The 22,967-nt window shown below is 60.0% G+C and carries 21 protein-coding genes and 1 pseudogene; 8 read left to right on the top strand and 14 right to left on the bottom strand.

The features are described 5' to 3' along the window. Positions 1 to 855 precede the first annotated feature (855 nt). The 3 genes from GV035_RS26845 to GV035_RS26835 all read left to right on the top strand — a co-directional run bounded on the left by GV035_RS26845 (position 856) and on the right by GV035_RS26835 (position 2,763). On the top strand, positions 856 to 1,884 hold the full coding sequence (locus GV035_RS26845) for a PRTRC system protein D (protein WP_159838795.1): 1,029 nt from the start codon (positions 856 to 858) through the stop codon (positions 1,882 to 1,884). Then, on the top strand, positions 1,881 to 2,243 hold the full coding sequence (locus GV035_RS26840; protein ID WP_159838793.1) for a hypothetical protein: 363 nt from the start codon (positions 1,881 to 1,883) through the stop codon (positions 2,241 to 2,243). The genes GV035_RS26845 and GV035_RS26840 overlap by 4 nt, the downstream gene beginning before the upstream one ends. A gap of 301 nt (positions 2,244 to 2,544) precedes the next feature. Next, entirely contained in the window at positions 2,545 to 2,763 is a 219-nt protein-coding gene (locus GV035_RS26835; RefSeq protein WP_159838791.1) for a hypothetical protein, read from the top strand. 69 nt (positions 2,764 to 2,832) lie between these two features. Here GV035_RS26835 and GV035_RS26830 read toward each other — a convergent pair whose 3' ends face one another. From GV035_RS26830 to GV035_RS26805, 6 genes are all read right to left on the bottom strand, one after another. Beyond that, positions 2,833 to 3,057, bottom strand: a complete 225-nt coding sequence (locus GV035_RS26830; RefSeq protein WP_159838789.1) for a hypothetical protein — start codon at positions 3,055 to 3,057, stop codon at positions 2,833 to 2,835. Positions 3,058 to 3,159: 102 nt separating this feature from the next. Further along, positions 3,160 to 4,242, bottom strand: coding sequence for a DUF7146 domain-containing protein (locus tag GV035_RS26825; protein WP_159838787.1), 1,083 nt, complete (start codon positions 4,240 to 4,242; stop codon positions 3,160 to 3,162). Positions 4,243 to 4,533: 291 nt separating this feature from the next. Then, the gene (locus GV035_RS26820; protein WP_159838785.1) at positions 4,534 to 5,040 is read right to left on the bottom strand and encodes a single-stranded DNA-binding protein; all 507 of its coding nucleotides are present in this window, start codon (positions 5,038 to 5,040) and stop codon (positions 4,534 to 4,536) included. Between the two features lie 11 nt (positions 5,041 to 5,051). Further along, the gene (locus tag GV035_RS26815; protein WP_159838783.1) at positions 5,052 to 5,834 is read right to left on the bottom strand and encodes a hypothetical protein; all 783 of its coding nucleotides are present in this window, start codon (positions 5,832 to 5,834) and stop codon (positions 5,052 to 5,054) included. 9 nt (positions 5,835 to 5,843) lie between these two features. Continuing rightward, positions 5,844 to 6,278, bottom strand: a complete 435-nt coding sequence (locus GV035_RS26810; protein ID WP_201304075.1) for a hypothetical protein — start codon at positions 6,276 to 6,278, stop codon at positions 5,844 to 5,846. Positions 6,279 to 6,385: 107 nt separating this feature from the next. Further along, positions 6,386 to 6,685 (bottom strand): hypothetical protein, encoded by a 300-nt coding sequence (locus GV035_RS26805; RefSeq protein ID WP_159838781.1) that lies wholly within the window; start codon positions 6,683 to 6,685, stop codon positions 6,386 to 6,388. Between the two features lie 386 nt (positions 6,686 to 7,071). On the opposite strand from GV035_RS26805, the gene GV035_RS26800 reads away from it, so the two are divergent. The 5 genes from GV035_RS26800 (at position 7,072) to GV035_RS26785 (ending at position 12,416) form a co-directional block, all read left to right on the top strand. Further along, on the top strand, positions 7,072 to 7,803 hold the full coding sequence (locus GV035_RS26800; protein ID WP_159838779.1) for a nuclease-related domain-containing protein: 732 nt from the start codon (positions 7,072 to 7,074) through the stop codon (positions 7,801 to 7,803). Between the two features lie 331 nt (positions 7,804 to 8,134). Beyond that, a complete protein-coding gene (locus tag GV035_RS26795; RefSeq protein WP_159838777.1) occupies positions 8,135 to 9,370 on the top strand; it encodes a hypothetical protein in 1,236 nt (411 codons plus the stop codon). Positions 9,371 to 9,441: 71 nt separating this feature from the next. After that, a complete protein-coding gene (locus tag GV035_RS26790) occupies positions 9,442 to 10,641 on the top strand; it encodes a FlhC family transcriptional regulator (RefSeq protein WP_159838775.1) in 1,200 nt (399 codons plus the stop codon). Between the two features lie 20 nt (positions 10,642 to 10,661). Next, on the top strand, positions 10,662 to 10,832 hold the full coding sequence (locus GV035_RS29200; RefSeq protein WP_201304074.1) for a hypothetical protein: 171 nt from the start codon (positions 10,662 to 10,664) through the stop codon (positions 10,830 to 10,832). A gap of 750 nt (positions 10,833 to 11,582) precedes the next feature. After that, a complete protein-coding gene (locus GV035_RS26785) occupies positions 11,583 to 12,416 on the top strand; it encodes a CAP domain-containing protein (protein ID WP_442859608.1) in 834 nt (277 codons plus the stop codon). A 793-nt stretch (positions 12,417 to 13,209) separates the two neighbouring features. Here the strand turns inward: GV035_RS26785 and GV035_RS26780 are convergent. The 8 genes and pseudogenes from GV035_RS26780 to GV035_RS26745 form a co-directional block, all read right to left on the bottom strand. Continuing rightward, positions 13,210 to 14,526, bottom strand: a complete 1,317-nt coding sequence (locus GV035_RS26780) for a hypothetical protein (protein ID WP_159838771.1) — start codon at positions 14,524 to 14,526, stop codon at positions 13,210 to 13,212. A 15-nt stretch (positions 14,527 to 14,541) separates the two neighbouring features. Continuing rightward, the gene (locus GV035_RS26775; protein ID WP_159838769.1) at positions 14,542 to 15,186 is read right to left on the bottom strand and encodes a type 4 pilus major pilin; all 645 of its coding nucleotides are present in this window, start codon (positions 15,184 to 15,186) and stop codon (positions 14,542 to 14,544) included. Between the two features lie 12 nt (positions 15,187 to 15,198). Beyond that, positions 15,199 to 16,317 carry a type II secretion system protein gene (locus GV035_RS26770; RefSeq protein WP_159838767.1) on the bottom strand — a complete coding sequence of 373 codons (1,119 nt, stop codon included), beginning with the start codon at positions 16,315 to 16,317 and terminating at the stop codon, positions 15,199 to 15,201. Between the two features lie 12 nt (positions 16,318 to 16,329). Further along, on the bottom strand, positions 16,330 to 18,765 hold the full coding sequence (locus tag GV035_RS26765; RefSeq protein WP_159838765.1) for an ATPase, T2SS/T4P/T4SS family: 2,436 nt from the start codon (positions 18,763 to 18,765) through the stop codon (positions 16,330 to 16,332). 3 nt (positions 18,766 to 18,768) lie between these two features. Continuing rightward, positions 18,769 to 19,377: a hypothetical protein gene (locus tag GV035_RS26760; protein WP_159838763.1), complete on the bottom strand. Its 609-nt coding sequence runs from the start codon at positions 19,375 to 19,377 to the stop codon at positions 18,769 to 18,771. Continuing rightward, positions 19,364 to 20,644, bottom strand: a complete 1,281-nt coding sequence (locus GV035_RS26755; protein ID WP_159838761.1) for a hypothetical protein — start codon at positions 20,642 to 20,644, stop codon at positions 19,364 to 19,366. Before GV035_RS26755 ends, GV035_RS26760 begins: the two co-directional genes overlap by 14 nt. 19 nt (positions 20,645 to 20,663) lie before the next feature. Further along, positions 20,664 to 22,293, bottom strand: a pseudogene (locus tag GV035_RS26750) (type II secretory pathway protein). Positions 22,294 to 22,298: 5 nt separating this feature from the next. Next, positions 22,299 to 22,967 (bottom strand): toxin co-regulated pilus biosynthesis Q family protein, encoded by a 669-nt coding sequence (locus GV035_RS26745; protein WP_236572855.1) that lies wholly within the window; start codon positions 22,965 to 22,967, stop codon positions 22,299 to 22,301.

The raw sequence follows: 22,967 nt of genomic DNA, 5'->3' as shown, positions 1-22,967 counted from the left end.
TGTGCCGCTGCTACGGCTACCGCGCCGGCCAGAGCACGCTCTCGCGCGCCCGCGTGCCCCGTCTTTCGACAGCACGACCTTGGCCATTTGCTCGGTAATCGTTATGCGCTGTTTTTTCTCCGGTTGCGCCGACCGTTCGTCTTCCGTACAGAGATAAGTCCGCCTTCCGTGGCTCGCTCATCCCCCATCCCAAAGCGCGTTCAATCGGCCGCGGTGTGTCGGACCTCATGCAACGTACCCAGCGTCGTGTGCTGTAGGGATGCGTCCACCGTCATCGAGACTTCGAAAGCAGCAACCTGGACCGTGTCCGTGTTCGCTCCCAATCTGTCTCAACTCGGCAATTCGGGCAAAACAGCCCGCAAACCCAATGGATATCGCGTGTCCAGCGTCCTCAACTTGGGTCGCCTTGAACTTGATTAGATTCAGAAAAAGGCCGCTTCATTTTGCGGCCTGTGACAGAGGGGTTTTCGCTAGGCAAAGCGCTCCCCTCGATGGTCCATTAAGGAGGCTCGATGCGCTGGTCGCGCGGTTGGTGATTGGAATATTAGAGGCTTGAACGGAAGCGCGTTGCGCAAAAGCTGCCTAAATGTAGCGAGCTTTTCCTTCCTTGACATTCCGCGGCTCTCTGTAGAGTTGGACCTGTGCGACGGTGACTTTTCTCACCGCATTCGTCCCGATAACTGACAGATAGGGGCGCGCTATGTGCGCCGACTCATCATCTCACCGTTAAGGTGCCGATAACTGACACTTATCCGGACGTATTGGAAGAATGAGCCGTTGCCGATTCGAATCTGCCCGTTTTCTGTCAGTTAAGTGGCAGATAAGTGCACCAACCGAAAATGCTCTGGAGAGAGAATGAAAACGCATGCATCCGTCCTTGCCGTTGACGTCGGATATGGAAACACCAAGGTTGCAGTCCGCAACGGCTCAGAAGTGTCAACGTTCATGTTTCCGTCGCTGACTCCGGACTATCAGGCCCGAACCATGACCAAGCAAAGTAACGGCGTGCTAAAGGCAATCAGGACCGTTGGAATTGAAGTCAACGGAAAGCAGTACGAAGTGGGACCGGAAGTGCCGCTGACCTCTCGTAACGGTGACCCCGGGCGCACGCTCGTCGGCAACTACTGCACTACAGATAGCTATGAGGCACTCCTCGGAGGAGCCTTCCACTTCGCCAACGTATCGTCGGTAGACCGCCTTGTGCTCGGACTGCCGGTGCAGACATTCCAACAACACGCCGAGGCCTTGCGCAGCAAATTTTCGGGGAAGCTCCAGTTCGGCGATGAGGAAGTTCGCGTCGGAAATCTGATGGTGCTACCTCAACCGTTGGGCGCGCTGGTTCATTTCTCACAGCACCCGGACTTCAACCCGTCGCAACGGAATATGATCATCGACGTCGGTTACTACACGACCGACTGGGTAGTCGCCAAGGGACTTACGATGGAGGAGCGTCGTAGCGGCGGACACCAGAGCGGCGCATCGCACTTCTATCAAAAGATGGCCGAGCTCATCGGTGCGGCGACCAAGGAGTCAGCCCTGGCGATTGAAGAAATCGACGAAGCAGTTCGCGAAGGGACGCCCTACTACGTGTTCAACGAAGAGATTAATCTTGAGCACTATGCGGCACAGGCCCAGTCGGTGCCGGAAGCTGCGGTCAATGCGATCGGTAACTCGGTCGGTAGCACCAATGACATCCGCTGCATTTTTCTTACGGGCGGGGGTGCGCCACTCTACGAGCATGCAATCCGCGCGTTCTTTCCCCGCAACCGCATCGAGGTCATGAAGAACGCGTGCTTCTCGAACGTTCGTGGGTTCTTTGCGGCAGGCGAGGCCACACAAATGCGCGAACGCGATAAGAAGCGGAAGGAGGCTATCACCGCATGACCGGGACTATCGAGATCAAGCTGACAGTCAGCGAAGTTGTCACGCCCGCTTTGTTTGCTGCATTAATGGCGGTCTCGAATCCAAGACAACGTGCGGCGCTGCTGAAGCGTCTCGCTGACGAAGCACTGCGTAGCAGCGGAACCGCTGGTCTTGTCTATACGGCCGAGCCACGGCGCACCGTCGTGCAGCAGGCAGACGTTGCCGACATTGGAGCAACGCCTGCCGAAACGCAAGCAAAGCCTGCGTCGGTCGAGGAACGAAAGCCGCAGAAACCTGTAGAGAGCGCGGAGCAGCCGTCTGAGACCACCGATGACGAGCACCTGAATTATCTTGCAGACAGCCTCTCGGCTTTTGCATAGGCAGCGCAGAAGTTCGAATGAGCCGCGGAGCGGCGGCCTACTGTCGCCGCCCGTGTCACGATCCCCGCGCCTTGACTATGGACGTCTCGTGGCATTATTGCTCATAAGGCCGGAAGCGGCCGCAAAGCACCGTGAGAGAACGAAATGACAATACTTGATACCTTGATGCAGGTCGACTGGATGCGCGGCGTTCGCATGTGGATTTTGGTGGCCGCCGCGCTGGCTGCGTGGGAGGCGGCTTATCTGTTTCATCGCGCCTGGCCCCGCTCAGCCGAAGGAGCCGATGATGTACGCTAGGTTCATGGCGCTGCCGTTTTTCACACGACGCATCATCATCGTGATGGCGTCTTTCTTCGTGATGTGGGTTTGCGCCTACCTGCCGAAGGGCGGCTTCAGCCAGGTGGTGATCGGGTCCAGTGCGTTCATTATTTGTTGGGCAACTGGTATCCTCGTTCCGTTCCTGAAGATCACGTTTTTCGTCCTAAGGTGGCGTTTGTGGTACGTCGTGCGCTACAAGTAAGTCGCTGACTACTGGCCGCCAAAAAAAAAGCCCCGACCAAACGGTCGGGGCTTTTGTCTTCAGGGGGTATCAATGCAGCAGAGATACACCTTGTGCGCTCGCCTGTCGACGAATGCAGTAAAACCAAGCAGTGTCCAGCGTGACGCCCTGCTTCTTCAGCCGGGCATGACCACCTCGTCTGCGGTCAATCACGTCGTAGGCTTCCGCCTCGGACTTCCCTACTCTGACCGAGCCGTTCTCAACACCGGACGTTGCGACGATTTCGTACCGGCCAACAATCATGCTAAAGCTCATTTCCTCTTCTCCATTGGAAAAGCTCGGGCGGATTGCGGCCCCAGTGGGGACGAATCCCCACCGGGCAAAAGTTACTGTTAGCGGACTAGACGCCGCCAAGAATCAAACATGCAGTGCTTCGCGCAAATCGCGGCGCACTACCACTGCAGACGTCGGGGCGTGCGCGCGGTGAGACGCACACCACTCATCTGCAAAGTCGGTTTCCCGCTTTTTCGGCCGATGAACCATAGCCGTGTACCCTTCAGCGCGGAGGCGCTTGGCCAGCTTCAACGCCGCGTCGACGCCCGGTGACTTCCCGGTACGTGGATCGACAGCATCGAAGTCGGCGTAGATATGAACCACACGAATGCCAAGGCCTTCTGGCACAACGAAATCGGCAAGAAGGATGCGGTTCAGGCAATACCAGACGGGCACACCAAACAGCATGTGCGCGGCGTATGCCGTCTCCAGACCTTCCGCGACGCCGATCTCCCCATCGACCGGGTCCATCAGCCGGACTGCGCCACCGTTGAGCTTATGAAGCGTCACGTCGTTCAGCTTGGCAGGAAGGATCTCGCCATCGCTAGTAACGATGGACGCCTTCACTGGCTTCGAGCGTTCAAGAAACGTGCGATGCAGCGTTCCTAGACGGCCGTCCGGCAGCGTGAAGCGCGCGATGATGCCCGGCCACTGTCCGACGACCTTCTTGTCGTGCCAGTAGTCGAGCATCCCCATGCGCAGCGCCGACGACGGCGGTGCCGTCAGACCCGGCACCCGTTCGCGCAGGTAGCGCGGCACGAGGCCATCGGATCCGACGAGCGTCGCCCGATCCCACATCGAGTCAAGGCGCTTCTTCGCCCACTGGGGATCGACCTTTCGCCCCGGCGCGGGCGCGTCTCGACGTTCGCGAGTTCTGCGAGCGTCCGCAAGGCTCCCTCCTTCGAGTTCGACCATCAGCTCGCGGAACGTCAGTCCCGCGGACTTGCAGATCAACTCGAAACCGTCGCCGGCCTTACGGTCGCCGTCGTTGCACTTGCGGCAAACCCAGTCGCCGCGGCCACGGTTGTTGTCATAGGTAAAGCGGTCGTTTCCGCCGCAGATGGGACAAGGCGCGCCTTTCCCGGTCAGCGAACTCGCGGGCACTCCGTACTTCTGGAGCAACGCAAGCCACTGTTCCGGGGACAGCTTGATGTCCTTTACATTCATTGTTCACTCCAGTTTGGGGTGGTTGAGGTCGATGCCTGAACAGGCGGTGAAACCGTGCTCAAAAAAGCCGTCCGTTTCGCGCGTAGGCGAAAGCGACGGGCGGCTTTTTTCAGCAGGGAAATCGGAAAGCGGGGATTGCGACGGTAGAAGGACCGGCCGCGGGAAAGACACGCTTCGTGGCTTCGCCGACCGTTTCCGGTTCGGCGTAGCCACAAAGGTGGGGAAAAACAGGAAGCGAGGTGAGCTCTTACAGGATCAGATGGCAGCCCACTCACGACCCTTCAAGAATGGTCAAAACGGGATGTCGTCGTCCATGTCCGAGAAGCCACCGCCTCCTCCATACGACGTCGATTGCGGTTCGCGATTCGCCGGCGCAGGGTTATTCGATCGCGGCTCCTGCGACCGTTCCTGACGGGCGGGGCGCTGACTCTCGAAACTGTCGTTCGACGAACGGTCGCCAGAAGCCCGGCCGCCAAGCATCTGCATCTGCTCAGCCACGATCTCGGTCGAATACCGTTCTTGCCCGGCTTGGTCCGTCCACTTGCGCGTGCGGATTCTGCCTTCGATGTAGACCGACGAGCCCTTCTTCAGGTACTCGTTGACGATCTCGGCCAATCGGCCGAAGAACGAAACACGATGCCACTCGGTTTGCTCTTTCATCTCGCCCGAGGACTTGTCCTTGTAGCGATCTGTCGTTGCCAATCGAATGTTGGCCACCGCATCGCCGCTCGGCAGGTGACGCGTTTCCGGGTCGGCTCCGAGGTTGCCCACGAGGATGACCTTGTTTACTGATGCCATAAAAAGCTCCTTTAAGATTTCTTGATAGACCAAAGCCACTTGTCCCACAGCACTTGCGCGCCGCTGGTATCGAGCTTGGGTCGGCCACGTTTATCGACGGCAGGCACCTTGATCTTGCCAAGGCGCCTAACCTCTATGCGATCGCCAACTTTGCAGTGTGCTTCTGCGATCGCGTCGCGAAGACCCTCGCCTTGCAGCACGTCCACACCTGTACGGTGCTCGAGCGTGATGCAGAACGATTCATAGGTTCGCCCCGGTCGTTTGCCGTCGGGGAACTCCTTCTCGCCCCACTCTTTCAGCACGCCATACCGCGCGCGCTCACTGGGCCGATGCGATGGCTCGGCGGCCCGCGCTGGCGACGACGCTACGCTCTCGACGATTTGTCTTGTCGGTCGCGCGTCGCTTGCGGCGGTTGAGATGGTTGCCGCAAGTGAACGCTCGGGATGCGCCTCTGTCGGGTGAGCGTCCCTGACGGCAGCAGCTATCGCCTCTGTCAGTGGCCCCCTGTGCTCACGCAGCACTTCCCAGTGCGGAGCGAGCGCCGGTATCAGCTTCATTCCGACGGCGGTTGGCCGTAGCTCATAGTCGAACGCCGGGCGAAACTGCACGACCACATCGCCCTCGTCGCGAAAGAGCATCGGTTCACCAGCGATCGCGATGTGCCGCTCGTTGGCTCCGCCTTTTCCAACTTCGACGGGGGATGATTGATTTGCGGGGTAGCGATTCCGAGGCTGCGTCGCGGGCTGCACTCCGAAGAGCGTTCCCAGCAGCCGGCCGAATGTTGATGTGCTCATCTCGGCCTCCTAGATCAGCGTGCCGAAGCACTCGCGACGCACTTCTTCCATGTCGCGCTTGAGCAAAGGGTTGCTCAGGATGACGTCTTGCAAGATCTCGGGATCGACGCCGTTGATCTGGCAGACAAACCGATACGGCAGCGCCCCGTTCCAAAACTCCATGACCCAGCCGAGCGTCGCTCGGTAGTCTTCGAGTTCCATCTTCTTTCTGTTTTTGAGTCGCTCGCTGAACAGTACAGCGCAGTCCATCAACGACTCGGGCATGTTGTCGCCGCGCCTGCTGTCAGTCGCCAGACTGATCAACGCGTCGACCATTTTGTCTTTGACCGCCTCGCTCCACAGGTGCGGATCGGGCAGCGGATCGGGCTTGGGCTGGGCACGTGTGACCGGCGCTTCGGGAGCGCCGAACATGTCCAGTTGCCATGCGGCTACTTCTGCTTGCATGGGAATCTCCGGATGAACGGGAACCCATGCCCGCAACGGGATGGTTTCCCGTTGGGGTTGGGGTCAAGACCGCCCGTGCGGGCAGTCTTGACATTCAGGCGTAGCGACTAGTCGTCGGTGCCTGTCTTAAGTGGAACGACCACTGCGGACTTGGCGTACTGACGTTTGATGGGCGTGACGTTGGCGTCGGCGGGAGCCGGAGCGACAACGGTGTGCGCGGGCGCCTTCGAATCCTCAGCTTTCTCCTCTTTCAGCGCCGCCTTGATGGATCTCTTGATCCAGACGGCGACGGTGGCAGAAACAAACAGAAAGGCGAAGAACGAATGCGCTGCAAACCACAGGGCAAAGCAAACAGCGACCAACCAGCCGGGCGATTTCATCGCCTTCATAACCAACTGCTTCGGCATTTTTCTCTCCAGAAAAAGACGCACTAGGGGATGTCCAGCCAATACAGCGCTGGATGATTTTCGATGCTCAGGTGAGCAGGGAAAAAATGGCGCGCGGAGAGACGCTTTCGTCACGGCTCGCTCAAGGCGTGGCGGGAGCAACTCGCAGCGGGAGGAAAAGGGATGTGAGCGCGCGGAATGCCGCTGTGCGCAACTCAGGTCGATGCGTCGTGGACGCGGGGATAGATGCAAATTTACGCGCTGCTCGCCAAGCGCTCACCTCGGAAAGCTAGCGATTTCACACCGCCTTTTGATTTTCCTGCGCCGGTGCGAGTCGGCGAGCGTGGCTTCCTTGACTTCCCGCAGGTCCTGACATGCTTGAAACATGCATACCAGGGAGGCAGCAGATGTTTATCAAGATCGTAATCGCAGTCGTCGGCTTCTACCTATATAAACGCCTTAACGGACGACGCCCTCATCGCACCCCGCGTCAGGCGCGCACGGAACAGCGTTCATCAAAAGAGATCGGCGCTGCTGGTGAGGCTGCGGCTCAGGCAAAGCTCCGCACGACCCTTCGCTCAGTCTGCGGCGACGACTTCTATCTGCACGATGGCCCACTGGTTATCGAACACGCGCCAGGAACGGCCTTCCCGACGGCCGAAATCGATCACCTTTCAATTACGCCGTTCGGCGTCTTTGTCTTCGAGACGAAGAACTGGTCCGGACGGATCCCACCGTCGGCTACGCCTGCAAACCTGACCCGGACGGCAGGCAACGGCACGACCGAAATCAGGCGCTCGCCCATTGCGCAGCACCGCACGAAGGTTCGATTCCTTCGTGATCAACTTCCGCCGATCTGGCCCGTGTCCGGAGCGGGCCTATTTACGTCGCCGGAGGCGGTTCTTGACCCGGAGCTGCCAAGCGACCTGGTATCGCTCGACGATCTGCTGCACTGGATGCGCGTGAAGCGCGACACGTTCAAAGGCCCGGCACAGGTCGACGTCGCGCGGGCCAAGACCGCCGTGCTCATGTACGCAGATAGCTCAACAAACGCGCTCGCTGCGCATACGGCGCGGGTGGACAAAAGCAGAAAATTGAACCGGCATCAAGAGGCGATTCTAGGAAAGTTCTTCCACTGAACTGCTTAAGTGTTACAGAAACGAACCGTTAAACGTTTGCAAAGCAGTCGTAAAAGTAGCGCCTTTCGCGTGTGGTCTCGGCGAAAGACGGGTAAAAAACAGCGTCTTTGCGGTCTTGTGAGTGTAACCGGCCCGTTACGATCGCTTACAACGGTGGATGAGCCGACGTTGAAGCGCGAGGAAACGGTGTCAAGGGCGACACAACCGCTGATGCGCGGTACCGCGAAGGTACCCACGCTCTGCGACCGCAACTCACTTTAATTTGCAGGGGCCGGCGCCCTTGCGGCCACGCAGCGCTCAGGGCGCGCTGCTGTTATGGAGAAGATAGGCAATGTCCAGCAACGACGATTCTAAGAAGAAATTCGACCTGACGAAGATGGATAACGAAGATCCGTCGGACGACTTTTTCGGCATTATCAATCCGAGCGGAGCCGAGCGGTCGAAGATTGAAGCGGTCGCCCGCCAGATTTTCGGCGATAGCGCCGAGTTCACGGAACTCATCGTACAGCTCGTCGAGAACATGCTGACCGTCGCCGAGGCGCGCGCCCGAATTTCGGGCGACCTGCAGACGATCGGAGGCCAGCTTATCAACTCCAGGTACCTGATCAAGAACGTCATGATCAGCAAGATGGGCGACAAGGTGAGCACGCAACGCAAGGCAGCGACCATGGGTTTTGCGTTTTTCAACCTGGCGCTCGGTGTAAAGAAAGCGGCAGCCCGCCAGTACATGCGCTGCTACGAAGTCTTTGCTGACAATACCGAAGCAATCCGGATCTTCAACGTCGGCGAGTTGGACATTCTCGCCGCGGACCACGTGACCGACGACGAAGTCGCCACGATTCTTGAGGCGAAGAAGGCGAACCCGCAGATGAAGCGCGAGGACATTCGCAAGATGCTTGCTACCTTGAAGAAGCAGGAAGAGGCGCTTGCGGACCGACAGCTTCAAGTCGACAACTATGCCAGCCTGTTGGAAGACAGCAAGCTGGCTCAAAAAGTCGCTGAGGATGAAGCTCACCGCCTCCAACAGCAGCTCGAGGCGTCGGCCAAGATCATCTCCGACAAGGAAGCGCAGTTAAAGCGCATGGACAGTTACTACACCGGCCGACAGGCGGGACTCGCCAACCTCGAAAAGGACCTTGCAGACAAGGACAAGGAGATCGCCGCGCTGACTGCGGAGCGCACCGCCCTTCTCAATCGAAAACCGGAAGTCCAGGTGAAGGAAGTTCCTGCTATTCCTGAAGGCTACAAGACCCTCTCCGAATCGCTGCAGAAGCGGAATGCCGAGCTGGAAGACATCGAGGCGAAGTTGGTCGAGAAGCGGGCAGAGCTGGAGCAGCTTCAGGCGGATCGTCAAAAAGAGACCGAAGCGGTCGAAGCCGCCAATTGCGTGCAGGCTGCGATGGTCGACGCCGTTGCGGCATTTGAGACATTTGCCGGAAAGCTGACGACCGCACAGGTCGCTGTGCAGGCTTGTGATGCTCCCGACCAGCACCACCCGATGATCGAGACGCTCGCGGCGATGATGCGCAAATACCTGACGGAAGTCGAAACCGCTTTGCGTAAGTAAGAAGCAGCGAATGCAGAGGCGGAACGCGAACGTGGTCGCGCCCGCCTGAAACTCAAGCAAATATAAAAATTATGTCGACCAACATTCTAGACGCGGTTGAGACCAACATCGCTCTGCCGAAGTACCTCGCCGAGAAGATCGAGCGGACGAACTATTCCCTCACCGCTGTCATGCACAAAGTGCTGGCGCGTTACAGCGACGCGGACAAATTTTTCGGCGTCTCGCTGGAGAACATGGAAACGTTCAAGGCTCACCCCGTGTCGATGGGCAAGCTCATGAACATGCCGTTCCTTGCGCTTTCTCCCGCCCTGCAAGATCCGCGCGACTGGGAGACGTTCGTCGACGGGATCATGCTGTCGCCGACCGTTGAGAAATTGACTTCGGCCATGCCCGCCGTTGACGATGTGACCGAACGGGACATCTTCCACTACAACTGCACCTACGTTTCCCTACTGAAGGACGTACTGCACCAGAATCTTCTGGCCGCTCCGCTTCTGGGCATTTCGTTTGAGCTGGCCGACTATTTGATTAGATTGCCGATCGGACGTCTGGAAGCGGCGGTTGGCGCGATCCGCTTCCCCCTTTACAGATGGCGGTTTGACGACAAGCTATTTTGGATCGAGTACGCCGCCGAGTACCTTACCGAGGAGACGGTTGCGCACTACATCATGCGCACGTCCAACCTCCGGGCGGGCACCCTGCCCTACAAGAACCTGTGGTCCGATCTTAGACTTGAACGCGCGAAGCGCGAAGTCTACGCGCGGCTGCTCATGACGCAGGGTTGTCGCGCCTCCACTGCTACGAATCTGTTTGCGCTCAACTCAGCCATTACGCGAAACACCTATCGGCAGATTCATGGCGTCAGTTCGCCGTGTGGTAACAGCGCAAGTTCTCTGACGTGGTACGTCGAGCGCGCTGTGCACCGGTTGCAAGCCACGATGTTGGTCTGGCTGTATCGATGCGCCCTTAAGAACGGCGCCAACATTCCTGAAGCGCTGATCGTTTCCAACGACGTGCTGGGCAAGATGTTCGGAACTCGCCTGATCGTATCGGCCGACCGGGCTAATCACTTGACCCGTTCCATGGCGATGGATTCGAGGCTGAATGTTGCGCCTTGTAGAAGCTGCGGCACCGACTACATCCTCTCTAACGACGAAGGGAAAATCGAGTTGGCAAAAGACTTCGTTTGTCCCGGCTGCGAGTACCACCTGAAGGCGCGCGGCGCGGATCCGAGAAGTAAGGGCAAGTCCAGCCGTAAGTCCAAGCAATAACAATTTGCGGAGGTAGATTGATGGCTCATGAATTCAATGTCGAGGCCGGTCTAGTGGTCTTTTCGAGCAACGGCCGTCCGCAGTTCGGCTGGCTCGACTTAGAGACCGGCGCGTACTACGCCGAGTCCGACGGACGCTGCATTCCGGACGCAATTGGTGCGATCGAATTTCACTCCGACGTGACCCACTGAGCCATGCAGGACTTCGCTTACCTCTTTCGCGACAGCGTCGCCGCATGGCTCGACGGCCGCGGCGACGCGCGATTCCAACGGTACGAAAGGCACTACCGCGCAGATCGCGCAACGGTTCAGTCTCATGAGGCATTCGACCTTGAGCAAAGCAACATTCGCTTCGCGCAAAGTTTTGGCTCAGGCCGGCGGCAATTCGCGGCCGTGTCGAAAAGCAAAGCATTCGGCGCGCTCGCGACTTTTCTCATTCTCCTTTGGGGCGGCACCGCACTCCTCTGTTCAGTCGGCGCGAAACAGCCTGTCGCCGTCGCTGCGGTGCTCGCAATGGTCTTCGTCGCCTTGCGCGTTAGGCGTTTCCGCGCCCGCGCGCAACGGTAAACGCAAACGGTTGCGGGCTCGCAACGGTCCGAGATTCAGCGCCCTTACCCAGTATTACAATGCCTGCGCAGCCGTTTGGCCAACGGCATTTTTGCCAACGAGGGAAGCGGTTTCAGAGCGAGCTTCCAAGACGACTTGACTTCGAACACCGCTCGATAAGATGAAAGTAAGCAGATCGCGGGGGCGACTGCAAATCACTAGATCGGAAAACAACAAATGACGACTACCAGCAACTTGAAACTCTCGATGTCCGCGATCGCTGCATCGCTCTTGGTCGCGGCTTGCGGCGGCGGTGGCGGTGGCGGCAGCAGCAGTGCATCGCCTGCGGCCCCCGCAAGCGGTGCGAGCACGCCCGCAACCACGAACCCGGCGAATTTGACGACGCCTCAGTACCCGGCTGACAGCTTCCATCTGGCAGCGTTCGACCTGCTCAACCAACACCGCCAGCAATGCGGCTTTCCGGCGCTGCAGGAGAACACCGCGCTCGATCAGGCGACGGCGGCACATGCGCAGTACCTTGCATCGAACAGTGTGATTACCGATACCGAAGTGGAAGGCAAGCCCGGCTTCACAGGCGCGACTTTCGTTGACCGCGCAGCCCATTTTGGATATACAGCGAACAACGGTTCCATCGGCGTGTCGGGTGGCTATTACACGAACGCCGCGTTGACGGAAACGCAATATGGTCAGAACGCCATCTATGAGTTCGAGTCGGGCGTCTATCACATCAGCATTGCGGCCTCGACCGCGAACACGGTCGGTATCGGTAAGGTCGCAACGACGTACAACGGCTTCCCGCAAGAGCAGTTTTCGTTGAATCTGACGAACTATCAGCAGGTAACAAGCGCTCCGCTGACCTTCCCTTGCCAAGGGACTACTGGCGTTGCATACACGTCATTCGGAGAAATCCCGACCCCTCCCGCAACGTCCGGCAACTGGGGCACGCCGGTCGCGGTCGTTGGCAATCCGACCGACACCATCGTCATGTTGACAGGTACGATGACAGATTCTTCATCGCACGTGATCCCCTTGCAGGTTCTCGATTCTGCCAAAGACCCGAACAAGGAGTTGCTGCCGAATCAGGGCGTCGCGTACCCGACTACGCCATTGTCCCCGAACTCGCAATACACGGTCTCGCTGACGGGTACGATCAACGGTGTTGCGTTCTCGCGCACCTTCAGCTTCACGACCGGCAACGTGGTCGGCTAAATCGAATTACGCGTAGTGGGTAAGAAAAAGCCGCTAGTTGATCTACGCGGCTTTTTTTGTGGGTTGAAAAAACGCCTCACCATTGCAGTGAGGCGTTCTACTTTGGAGACTCGACGCAGTTGCGGCTTAACCGCCTCCCGGATCAGTGTAGGGCGAATCGATCCATCGCATGTATGGCTGGTCTTGTGACAGAACCCAGTTGCCCGTGGCGTTATCGAAGAAACACATAATTTCCCAGTTATTTCCCGAATAGGGGTCTTGCTGCCAGAACGGTCCCGGCGAAGGCATGTAGTAGTACTGCGTACCCTTTCCCATGCCTTCGTTGATGTTCGTTCGTGTCATATACAGAGGCCCCAACGTGATGCCGTCTTGCTTGGCGCGGGCGGCACATAGAGACTGAGGGCTCGGGGGCGGCACCTGCTGCCCGTTCGGTGTGCACACCTGTCCAACCCACGCCGAGCCGTTCCACGACGGCGCTGCCGCCTGGCTATACCCGGTCTGGCACGTAGGCGGCGGCGGTGGTGGGGGCGGCGCATTACAGGAATACACCCATGTACTGCCGTTCCAAGCAGGGCCGCTCGCAAATCCATAGGCGCAGGAGGGCTGCGGTGTGGCGCACTGATACCGCACAGCCATTCTCTGCCACGAATACCCCGGATCGCAGCCAGGAGCGCGCGGAACGCCGATGCCGTTTTGCACCCACTCCGCGTTTGAGGGCGTCGGGGCGGCCAACGTGCCGCCAAGCGTCGCAAGCAATGTCAGCGAGATCGCCGTTATGAATCGCTTCATCTTGTTATTGGTTTGAGTAGTTGCAACCAACGTCCACCTGCACTTGGAGCCCGAGCTGGTCGGCCACGAGAGTGTTGGCGCCATCGGCTAGAACGTCGTATATCTGGACAATCCATTGCGAGCCGTTCCAACCCATCGAAAATCGAGCACCAGCAATCGGAGGGTTGTGGTTCGAATAGTCGGTTGTCAGCGATTGCGGAGTGATCCGATACCACGCGGAGCCACCCGGCCCGCAGGCGGGCGGTGCAACGCCCCATCCGTTGTACCAGCCGCTGTACTGCGAATCTGCCGACTGATTCGTTACCAGCGAACTGACGCCGACCCAGTTTCCCCACTTGTTGCAGACATACATGAGGTTGTTGCGGATCGTCACGCCGTTCCAGCCACAGTTGCCAGCACTCGCGTTTATGTTTGCCACATTCGCGTTAGCGGTATTCACTGTCAACGTGTTGCCGTTCAAGGTACCACTGGAGTTGACGTCGCCTACGTTGATCGGCGCAGGCCCGGTTCCCTGATAGTTCTGGACATAGAAAGTGCCTTTCGTACGTACCGCCGCGTTCATCGGGTCGCCGTAGTACATGGCGCCGTTGTCGATCTGAAGGCTGTTGCCCCCTTGCAGCTTCATCACCTTGCCCGCGCTCAACGTGACATTGCCGACGTTCTGCATGTCCTGATTGTTCGCGTTCATTGTGCCCGTCAACGGCAGTGAGCCATCACGACGGTAATACGGCGAATTGCCGTCCGCGCCGAACCCGTTGATTGCAAGCACCATCCCCGCCTTGTTGCCGACGGGGTTCGGCACTGACCACGCGCCATGAATACCCTTGATAGTCCCCGGCGCGCTGTTTGTCGAGTAGCCAAACTGCGCTCCGCCTGCCGCGGCGAGCGCACCCGCGCCTGCAATATCCGGCTTATTGTCTCGCGTGCTGATGAGAGGCAAGCTCGGATAGATCTGCGATGCGATGTGGCAATTCCCAGACGCGGTTGAACAGTTATCCGGGACGATGGACAACGCTATCTGATAGGTCCCACCCCAAAACGGCCCGTTCTTGAATGACACCTTGTTATTCGACTGCGCACTCAACTGTGCGAGCGTCGGCGCGGCGATAGGCGTAGACGTCGTCTGCGAGAAGCCGGCAGGAACCAGCAAAGCGTAATTGTTGGTGATGTAGCTGCCAAGCGCCGAATTGATCGAGGCGATATTTTGCCCCTCGATTTGCAACAGGTTCTGGTGCTCGGCAGCGATGTCTTCCTTGATTCCCTGTACCGTCAGCAAGGCCGCGCCGACGAGGACGATCAACATCTCGAGAATGCTTCCCATGTCGGCGGCCTACGATCAGGTGCGAGTGGTCCACAGCGCCAGCGACGCCATTGCCCCGTTCGACGCGCAGGCGGTCGCTACCGTCTGCGGGTTGAACGTCGTCGTCGGCGAAAAGATGGTCGTGCCGTTCACCGTCACCTGCGTGTACACCGAGACGAGCGCGGCCGCGCTCAGGGAGCAAACCGTCGACGTCACCGGATACGTGAGAATCAGCGAGTCGTTCGAAGTGACGAGCGTACCAACCGATGCGCTGACCGTGCCGTTGAACATGCCCTTTACCGACGACTTGTCCGAAGCGACGCGGGAGCCGGCGGAGTCGAACGCATGGTTCTGAGCCAAGACAGTCAACGTCTCTGCAGAAAAGTCGGCGTCACTTTCCGTCGCGTTCAGGATGCCCGTGTGGAACATCTGTGCTTCGCTCTTGAACTGCGACGAGTGAATCAAGTCGAGGACGTACTTACCGCCCGCATAGACCGCCAGAGCAAGCAACGCGGCACCGGCCATTACAGCGCCCGCTTCGATCATCGACAGCTCGCCCGACTGTCGCGTCGCACGCGCCATCTTGAGCATGCGTGCGCGGCGCGCCTTGATAGGGTCCATCTCGATAGGGCTCACCTCGATGGGGTCCATTTGGAGGGCTTCTTCTTTCTGGTTGGTCATCTTGTGTTTTCCTTAGTTACTGGTAGCGGCGGGATTTCCCGATGTGAGATTGACGGCACCGGTGACGACGTACGAGCCGATGCCAAGAGTCAAAAACAGTGCCGCCGCGAAGCCCAGCAGCATGTAGTGCGTCGTGCGCGCATTGCGCTTGACCGCTTCAACGACGCGGTCGAGCGATTCGCGACCAAGGCTTTTGATCGCGGCTTCAAACTGGTCGCGACCGGCGGCGTCAGTAATGGTGTCGACGATCGAGAGCGAAAAGATGCCTGTGTCGAGCGCGCGCATCGGCTCATCAGAGCGTGCTGTCAGCCGCCGGTCCATGATCTTCAAGTGCCAGCGGAGCCACGGGTCGGCTGTCTTCAGCAGCCGCTCGAGCGCCGCGCGCAGTGTCAGGTTCGAATCGAACAGACCCGCGAGGGAGACGATGAGCAGTGCTGCGCGCAGATCGCGGCGATTGCGCCAAAGCAGCGGCATGCGGTCGAATTTGTCGCGCAACGGGCCTGTCCAACGCTTCAAGCTCGAGAAATAGCCGAACACCAGGCCGATGATCGCTGTCAGCGTGAGCCACCAATACTCGTAGCAGAAGCTGTCGACGTGATAGAGGAATCGGCCCAGATCCGGCCACTGGTCCAGCGGCCGCACGTCGAGCACCTGCGGGAAGATGACGCCACCAAAGAGCATGCAGTACGCGTACATATAGACGAGCAGCAGCGCGGGATACGCCATCTGCACCGAGGTGGTCGACGAAAGTACACGCTTCGCCTTTGCCGCCATTTCCGCCAACTCGAACCCACGCACAACCGCGTCTTCCCGCGACGACTCATCGGCGATGTCGAGCAGTGCATACTCGTCGCCCGGGATAAACGGCTTGATCGCCAACGCGAAGCTCTCGCCGCGCTGCATCGTCTCGCGAATGCGCGCGAAGACTCGCCACTCAAGCTTCCCGCGCGAGCGGCTGCGCTTCTCATATGTCTCCAGCCGGTCAAAGAGCGTCTCGGTATTGCGCAGCCCTTTGGCCGCGATGTCGAGACGCGTCTCGCGATAGAAATCCTCGCGTACCTTTTGGAACCGCCAGCGCGCGGCGACCAACTGCTGCCGGATCGGCAGCATCTTTACGAACGTCGTGAACATGGGGCGGGCGAATTAGACCATCAGACCATCGACGCCAGGCATCACGCGGTACTGCGCGAACGACTGCATCGAGCGATTGATGAATTGTGGGTCAATCAAACCGCGCGAAGCCTTGAAAAGAGCGTGTTCATATAGCGTCTTTCCAGTCATATCGGCATTTCCGAACCCGGTACGACGCTCTGCGCGCCAAACTTGGCGGGCGCCCGCCCAATCGCGTTGGGCTACGCGGTCCAGAAACTCGGGAGTCGGCCGATAGAGTTCCGCGGCCAGCGATGGGCGCTTCGTGCCGCCCGCGACCTTGCCGTTGCGTGTGAACAGACCGTCAAGGCGGCAGTGCGCGCAGCCGTCGTAATTCCGGCATGCCATGCGGGACGTGTCGAGGCCGAACTTCGTGCGCAGCAGTTCCAGGTCCGACTTGGGCATGACGTCTTCAGCCGGGAGCTTGCAGTGTTCGCAAAGCGTCGGGATCAGCTTTTGGTTGCCCACTGCGTTAATGAAGCCTTCCGAGGCCAGCTCGTCGATCGGCAACTGCAGCCGGCCGCCTGCCATACGCATCACAGCCGCGATGATGTCGCCAGCGTGCAGTGAGAAGCGCACCGGGTGACCGGTCAGCGCAAGCTCCGCCACCAGCCCCATCACGACCCGGTCGCGGACTTCACCGATGGTCAGATCGTCAGGGTCTTGGCGCATCAGCGTGCGGATGACTTCTGCGTACTTGCGGTTCGCCTCATCGTCGGTCTCGTCCGGACGCCGGATGATGGAGTAGTCGGACAGCCACGGCATCGGGTACTCGGACGGCTCATTTACCGCAAACTGCTTCTTGAGTTCGCGGTCCGGCAGCATGTAGGACAGCGCCCGAAGCGTCGTCGTCTTTCCGGAGCCGGTCTCACCAGTAAGCGCCGTGATGCCACCGCTCACGTAATTCAACGTTTCGATCAGGTCGAGCTGGCTTTTCTCCAGCCCCATATCCTTCGGCAACAGCACCGAGTAGTTCTTGAAGTTGCCGTCCAGCAGACGCAGCGTGACGTCGTAGCCGCCAACGAGCGGCGACGACTGCCAACGAAGATTGACCGTGTCGGTTTTAACCACGAGCGGAATCATCGCGGACTGCGGCGCGCTCGGCTGGAAGCTATTGCCCGAGTTGGTGTTCTTTTGCACGAGGTCGCTGTAAGCCGCGAACAGCGCGCGTCGCACGATGGCCTTCGGCATGCGGCTGAACGTGTACATGTCGCCGTTCACGCGGAACCGCACTTCGACTTCATTGTGAAATTCGCGCGGCTCAAAGTGGATATCGCTCGCGCCGTACGCGTGCGCAGCTTCGACGATGTCGCGGAAGTTGCCGATTGCCCGGCTTGCTTCACGAACGGTCGAATTCGACGACGCGGCCGCCTTCCCGGCGTAGATCGCGGCAATGACGGCTTCCGTCGCGACCATCTCCTCGCGCACGAGAATGTCGTTATTGCCAAGGTCCTTGATGAACGTTGCGTATTGAGCCTTCTCGGCAAACCGGGCGGTCGCCACGGTGATGGCAACGCCCGGTTGCAGTTCGACCGCTACGAATTCCTTGCGTGCGGCTGCCGGAATGCGGAGTGCAGCGTCGTCGTCGGAGACCGTGAGAATGCGCTTGAAGTCAGGAAGTGAGTCGGGCGACACCAGTTCCGGCCGCCCCGACGAAAGGCCGCCGGCCGCGACCTGTGATTCGTCGTCGGGTGCCGCTTCGGATTCGGCGACGTTCGCCCACGACGCTTTGCCGCGTCCTTGAGGTGCTTCTGGCTGACCCGATTCAAGGCGCGAATCATCTTTCGCGGCTGTCGACGCCTGCGTGACTACTTGCGCATGCGGCTCAGGTTCATTCGATCGGCTGCGCTCGGCTTGAGGTTGCGCGTCGCCGGTGGCCAGCGCGTCCGACGATGCATCCGGGAGGGGTGCAGCAAAAGCCGCTGCAACGCCGGGCGCGATCGGCTCTGGTTGCGCACCGACCGTCGTAGCTCCCTCGGTGACGGTCTCTACGGTCCCCGACTCCGCACCCTCCATGTTGGCCATCGCAGCGCGCATGCTCGCGTAGGTCGGACGTTCAAACGTGGGTGGCATAAACGGCTGGAACACCGGTTCGTCTGTGTCGATCGCCTCTGGTGCCTGCGGCTCTTGTTTCGCCGCTGCCTGCGACGCATAGCGGTCATCGTCGAGCTCCGTGCTCTCGACGTCTTCGATGTCACCGCCTGAGAGCGCGCGCCCAAGGAACGTGACCTGCGGATTGACTGCGCGGGTAACCAGCGGCTCCGCTTGCTCGCGCCCGCGAGCTTTCGCCGCGACCGGTTTCGGCATCTTCAATTGCGGCTCCGCACTTGTGCCCGGCTCAACGAAGCTCGAGCGCGGCGCGCGAAAGCGCTTAAGGAAACCCCCGCGAGCTTCGGGTGTGCCTTGCTCTTCTTGTGCGAACAGACCCATGGCTTATTTCCCGAACGGTACGAAAGTAGAAGCGGTCGAGGAGACCCCGCCCGGCGGAAGCGGAGACGAAAGATCGGTGATCGCCCTAACGGCCGGGCCGTCGGGAATGACGGCGGGAACATCGGCCGGTGCGGCGATGGTTTCCGTCCAGTGGCGTTTGCCGTCGACGAGGTTGACCGTGAAGCCGTCGATGGACGCGACCGTCCAGCCGTTAAGCAAGCGGCTACCGCGTCGTGCGGTGTAAGTCGTGCCCTGGTAGTCGTAGAGGACGTACGAGCCGGACATGTCCGAATACGCGCCGACGAACGTGGCGGGGATCACGCGCTTCGGCGGGGGACTGAACTTTCGCTCGACCACCTTAGACGCGACGGGTGCGGCACCGACCGGGCCAGGCGGGGCCGCGACCGGCGCGCCGAGCGCAACACTGCCAGACGGCGCCGGCGAGTTGCCTTGCCCGCCCTGACCTTTGCGCATCGAATCGACGAGCTTCTCGCGGGCGAGCTTGTCGATGTCGTCCAGCGTGAGATGACTTTCCTGCGAAAGAGCCGCGCCGGTCACAAGCAGGAGCGCGCCGAAGCATGCCGCACGAACCGGCCACTTAGTTGAGAACATAGTATTTACCCTTCGCAGTGAAATGCACCCCGGTACCGTCTTCCTTTAGCTCGACGTCGAGGGTGTCCAGTGCCATGTTGTCGGGCAAGCGCGCTAGCAGCGCGCTCTGCCATTTGTATCCGTCGATTTGCCACGTGCCCCGCACAATCAGCGGCCCATGCACTTCCCCCGGCATTGGTTGACGTGGGATCAGTCGCTCGGCAGGCTTGATGTCAACGACGTAGCCGTGGCTGTCTAGCGTCTCGGGCTTGCTGGAAAGCCTCTGCGGGTCCGTCTGCAACGCTTTGATCAGCGCCTGTTGCGTGGGCCATGTCTTCGCCTGAGCCAGCGCAACGCGCTCGGCCACCGCGACTTGCGGCCCTCGCGTGGTCAGATGCAGGCCATCGGGATTGAAGACGATTGGTCGTAGCGACTCGGGCGCGCGTGCGTCGAATTCTTTGAAAGTGCCGCCCTGCCGCTTATAGGTGACGACGCAAGGACCCGCGATCGTGCAGGACGCTTTTTGAAACTGCCAGCCGGCTACGTTCGTTTCCTGCGCGCCGAAGCCAGCCAGCAGCTCGGGGACAAGCTGGTTTGCCAGCGGCGCGGGCGCCGCGAGCGTCCGTATCACTGCGGACTGGTAATCCTGCATAAACGTGGGCGGGGGCGCGGGCGGAGGCGGCGGCGGATTCAGCACATCGATCAGCTGCTTGCCGCCGAAGAAAGCGGCCGCCAGGATGACGAGCAGCGGAATAGCCGTCGGCACCGCGACCGGAATCTTCTTGATGACCCCGACCTTGCGGGCAACAAGCAGTTCGCGGATATCGAAAGACTCATCGACCGCGTGCAGTTGTGCGCCGTGGCCAAGCGTGGCGAGTTCCAGCCCCGCCTTCGCACATTTGTCCTCGATCTCCTCCCGTCGCTCAGCGAGGGCGTTAAGAGCGACTTCCTCATCGAGCGACACGGCCCCGCGCTGCACGAGCACCAAATGCACGCGCTCATCGTTCTGAATGAGGACAAGCACGGCCGGGCGGCGACGGACACGGTCAAGCTGAGCAATACGCGCAGCGGCTGAATAGAGCTTTCCGCCCTTTCGCTGCGAAGCCTCAAGCTCGCAGAAGCCGACGATCGTCTCGTCGTTGGCCTTGAACTCGGTGTAGTGCGTCGCTCCCGACTCTTGCGCATAGTGCCGTCGCTCTGCGCGCGCTCCCTTTGCGGAATAGGCGCGCCATTCCAGCCCAAAGGCTAGTCTCGCGCCCTTCTCCCCCGGTATCGATTCAAAGTGCATGAGTCTGCTTACCTCGCACTCACATCGACGGGACGACAGTCGCGGTCAGCATGATCACCTGGAACGTCCTGCCCTTGTTCCATGCACCCGACAGACCACCGATACCGTTGTTATTGCTGCCGTCATAGTGATTTGCTCACCGCGCCGTACAGCACCACCGTCTGCCCGTCCGACAGCGCGATGGTCTGATCGTCTTTGTTGCCGAGGATGTCCGGCAACTGGATCTGCTGCAAGGTGGCGCCTGAACCTGTGCTGATGGTCGTGAAGGGGCCGTTCAGCTTCGAGCTATCGCTCCAGTACGAGAGGATGATCTGGTTGTGATCGTTGACCGAAGGCAGGATGTTCACGAAGTCGCCGACGGTCACCGATCCCGGCTGCAAGCCCGGGACCCCAGAGGAGCTGCCCGTAAGGGAACCCACGCTCGGCGTCGTCGCGGCGAGGTAGCCCTTCGTTTCGAACGAGCCGACTGACACGGGCAAGCCGTTCAACGTCAGCTTGGTTTGGGTGTTGTCCTGAACCGTCTTACCAAACGAGTTCAGGCCGCTGATAATCGCGTTCGTGCCTTCCATCGGCGAGCCCGGCTTCAGGACCGAGAGTCCGACCGTGCCGCCCACTGCGGTCGCCAGCGAAGTGGGCGACGCAAAGGAGACGGCGTAGCGTTTCAGGCCATCGGAAATGCGGTTGAAGACGATGTCGGCGCTCACACCAGCTTGCGATGCGTTGCTCAAATCAACCTGCAACGTACGCACGCGCAACGCGACCTGCCGGGTGGAAATTGCGTTCTCTCGCGCGAGCAGCGCGCCCATGCGATCGACCGCTTCCTTTGTGTCACGCACCATGACCAGACGGCTCTGCGGATTCACCACGACTTCGCCTAGCGGCGACTTCAGCTTTTCCAGTTCCGACTGGATGATGGCAATCTGATCGAACGTGCCGTCGCGGCCGGTGGACGTGACCGACGAGAATGAGCCGGTGTTGCCCGAGGTGCCGCCAGTCGTGCCGCCGGACGATTGATTGCCCGTCGACGTATCCGTGCCCTTCGACATCGTCGACTTGATCGACACCTTGCCCGGGACGGCGGCGATTGTGAACGTCTTGGTCACGAACCGGCTAATCGCGATGGTCGTGCCATCGAAATTCCAGTCGAGGCCAAGATTCTCAGTGACGCCGCGAAGGTACTCGCCCACCTTGCAGTTGCACGCCTGGGCGTAGACAGGCTCGACGTTCGACTTAGCCATCGATTGCGGCTGGGTCGGTACGCTCGGGCCGCCAGCGCCGTTCGTCCTCGGAATCAGCGCGTCGCGCGGGATGAAGACGTCCGGGCTCAAATGCACCGGATAGCCGGTAGCCGTGGAAACCAGCGTCGCGATCTTCGACAGCGGGAGGTTGCCGGGGAAGACAACCGTCTTTTCGCGGAAGATCGCCGGCAACGTCGCCTCGTATGCGACCGGCACCAGTCGGTCACCGAGGAAGGCCGTAGGCACTTCTTCAACGAGAGACATCGAGTCCGGACCATTGCCCATCGCGCGTGCCGCTTCAGCGTTCGTTGCGTCATAGGCGTGGTTCACGTCGAATTGCGAAACGGCGCAGCCAGTAAGCGATGCAGCGACGAGAATGGCAACGGCAGATTTGATTTTCGTGAGGCGCATGACGATTACTCTTGGCAGTTGGCTGCGCGTGCGACGACGCGGATAACGTTGTTGGTGTGCTTGCAGACGCGCGTGGGCGTACGCATGTGGTTTGTCGCTTGCATCATTTGGGTGAGGACCGACTTGAAGTCACCCGTGAACGTCGCGTTGAACTCCAGCGGCAGGTCGTCGTCGATCTTCCACGCGAGTTGCCAACCCTGCTGCTGCAGCCAGCGATCGAGCGCGTTGCGCAGGTTGATGTCCTGCGGCGTGATGGTGAAGCTCAGGATTCCGCCGGGCGCCGTTGCACCGCCTTGCGACGGCACAACGACCGGGGCAACGTCCAACGAACCAACTGCTGACGGCGCGGCCGCGCCCGGTAGCGCTGAAGGTGCGGCCCCGCCGATCACTGCCTTGGGCGCGGCAGGCGCTGCCGGCGCAGGAGGAGCAGCGGCAGTAACCGGAGCAACGGCAGTCGCATGAGCAGGCGGCGTCATCATTGCCACTTGAGAGAGCGGAGCCTTGGCCGCAGGTGCAGCGAGGAGTTGCCAACCGTCGCCCGGTGGCGGCGCAAGGCGCGACTGGTCAGGATCAGCCGCGGCGAGACCCGATACGGTCGTCAGTGCCAGACACGCGAACAAGTGAGCCACCATGCGCGCGGTGCGATGCGTTTGAAGAGAAAAAGTAGGCGTCAT

Origin of the sequence: Burkholderia sp. 8Y, from assembly GCF_902506145.1 — a bacterium.
Lineage (GTDB): Bacteria > Pseudomonadota > Gammaproteobacteria > Burkholderiales > Burkholderiaceae > Caballeronia.
The sequence above is the reverse complement of the archived record's forward strand: the minus strand, read 5'-3'. Positions and strand labels throughout refer to the sequence as shown.

Excerpts from the sequence above, each read along its gene's own strand:
- GV035_RS26845 (WP_159838795.1), top strand. The coding sequence starts at position 856 with ATGAAAACGCATGCATCCGTCCTTGCCGTTGACGTCGGATATGGAAAC.
- GV035_RS26840 (WP_159838793.1), top strand. The coding sequence starts at position 1,881 with ATGACCGGGACTATCGAGATCAAGCTGACAGTCAGCGAAGTTGTCACG.
- GV035_RS26835 (WP_159838791.1), top strand. The coding sequence starts at position 2,545 with ATGGCGCTGCCGTTTTTCACACGACGCATCATCATCGTGATGGCGTCT.
- GV035_RS26830 (WP_159838789.1), bottom strand. The coding sequence starts at position 3,057 with ATGAGCTTTAGCATGATTGTTGGCCGGTACGAAATCGTCGCAACGTCC.
- GV035_RS26825 (WP_159838787.1), bottom strand. The coding sequence starts at position 4,242 with ATGAATGTAAAGGACATCAAGCTGTCCCCGGAACAGTGGCTTGCGTTG.
- GV035_RS26820 (WP_159838785.1), bottom strand. The coding sequence starts at position 5,040 with ATGGCATCAGTAAACAAGGTCATCCTCGTGGGCAACCTCGGAGCCGAC.
- GV035_RS26815 (WP_159838783.1), bottom strand. The coding sequence starts at position 5,834 with ATGAGCACATCAACATTCGGCCGGCTGCTGGGAACGCTCTTCGGAGTG.
- GV035_RS26810 (WP_201304075.1), bottom strand. The coding sequence starts at position 6,278 with ATGCAAGCAGAAGTAGCCGCATGGCAACTGGACATGTTCGGCGCTCCC.
- GV035_RS26805 (WP_159838781.1), bottom strand. The coding sequence starts at position 6,685 with ATGCCGAAGCAGTTGGTTATGAAGGCGATGAAATCGCCCGGCTGGTTG.
- GV035_RS26800 (WP_159838779.1), top strand. The coding sequence starts at position 7,072 with ATGTTTATCAAGATCGTAATCGCAGTCGTCGGCTTCTACCTATATAAA.
- GV035_RS26795 (WP_159838777.1), top strand. The coding sequence starts at position 8,135 with ATGTCCAGCAACGACGATTCTAAGAAGAAATTCGACCTGACGAAGATG.
- GV035_RS26790 (WP_159838775.1), top strand. The coding sequence starts at position 9,442 with ATGTCGACCAACATTCTAGACGCGGTTGAGACCAACATCGCTCTGCCG.
- GV035_RS29200 (WP_201304074.1), top strand. The coding sequence starts at position 10,662 with ATGGCTCATGAATTCAATGTCGAGGCCGGTCTAGTGGTCTTTTCGAGC.
- GV035_RS26780 (WP_159838771.1), bottom strand. The coding sequence starts at position 14,526 with ATGGGAAGCATTCTCGAGATGTTGATCGTCCTCGTCGGCGCGGCCTTG.
- GV035_RS26775 (WP_159838769.1), bottom strand. The coding sequence starts at position 15,186 with ATGACCAACCAGAAAGAAGAAGCCCTCCAAATGGACCCCATCGAGGTG.
- GV035_RS26770 (WP_159838767.1), bottom strand. The coding sequence starts at position 16,317 with ATGTTCACGACGTTCGTAAAGATGCTGCCGATCCGGCAGCAGTTGGTC.
- GV035_RS26765 (WP_159838765.1), bottom strand. The coding sequence starts at position 18,765 with ATGGGTCTGTTCGCACAAGAAGAGCAAGGCACACCCGAAGCTCGCGGG.
- GV035_RS26760 (WP_159838763.1), bottom strand. The coding sequence starts at position 19,377 with ATGTTCTCAACTAAGTGGCCGGTTCGTGCGGCATGCTTCGGCGCGCTC.
- GV035_RS26755 (WP_159838761.1), bottom strand. The coding sequence starts at position 20,644 with ATGCACTTTGAATCGATACCGGGGGAGAAGGGCGCGAGACTAGCCTTT.
- GV035_RS26745 (WP_236572855.1), bottom strand. The coding sequence starts at position 22,967 with ATGACGCCTACTTTTTCTCTTCAAACGCATCGCACCGCGCGCATGGTG.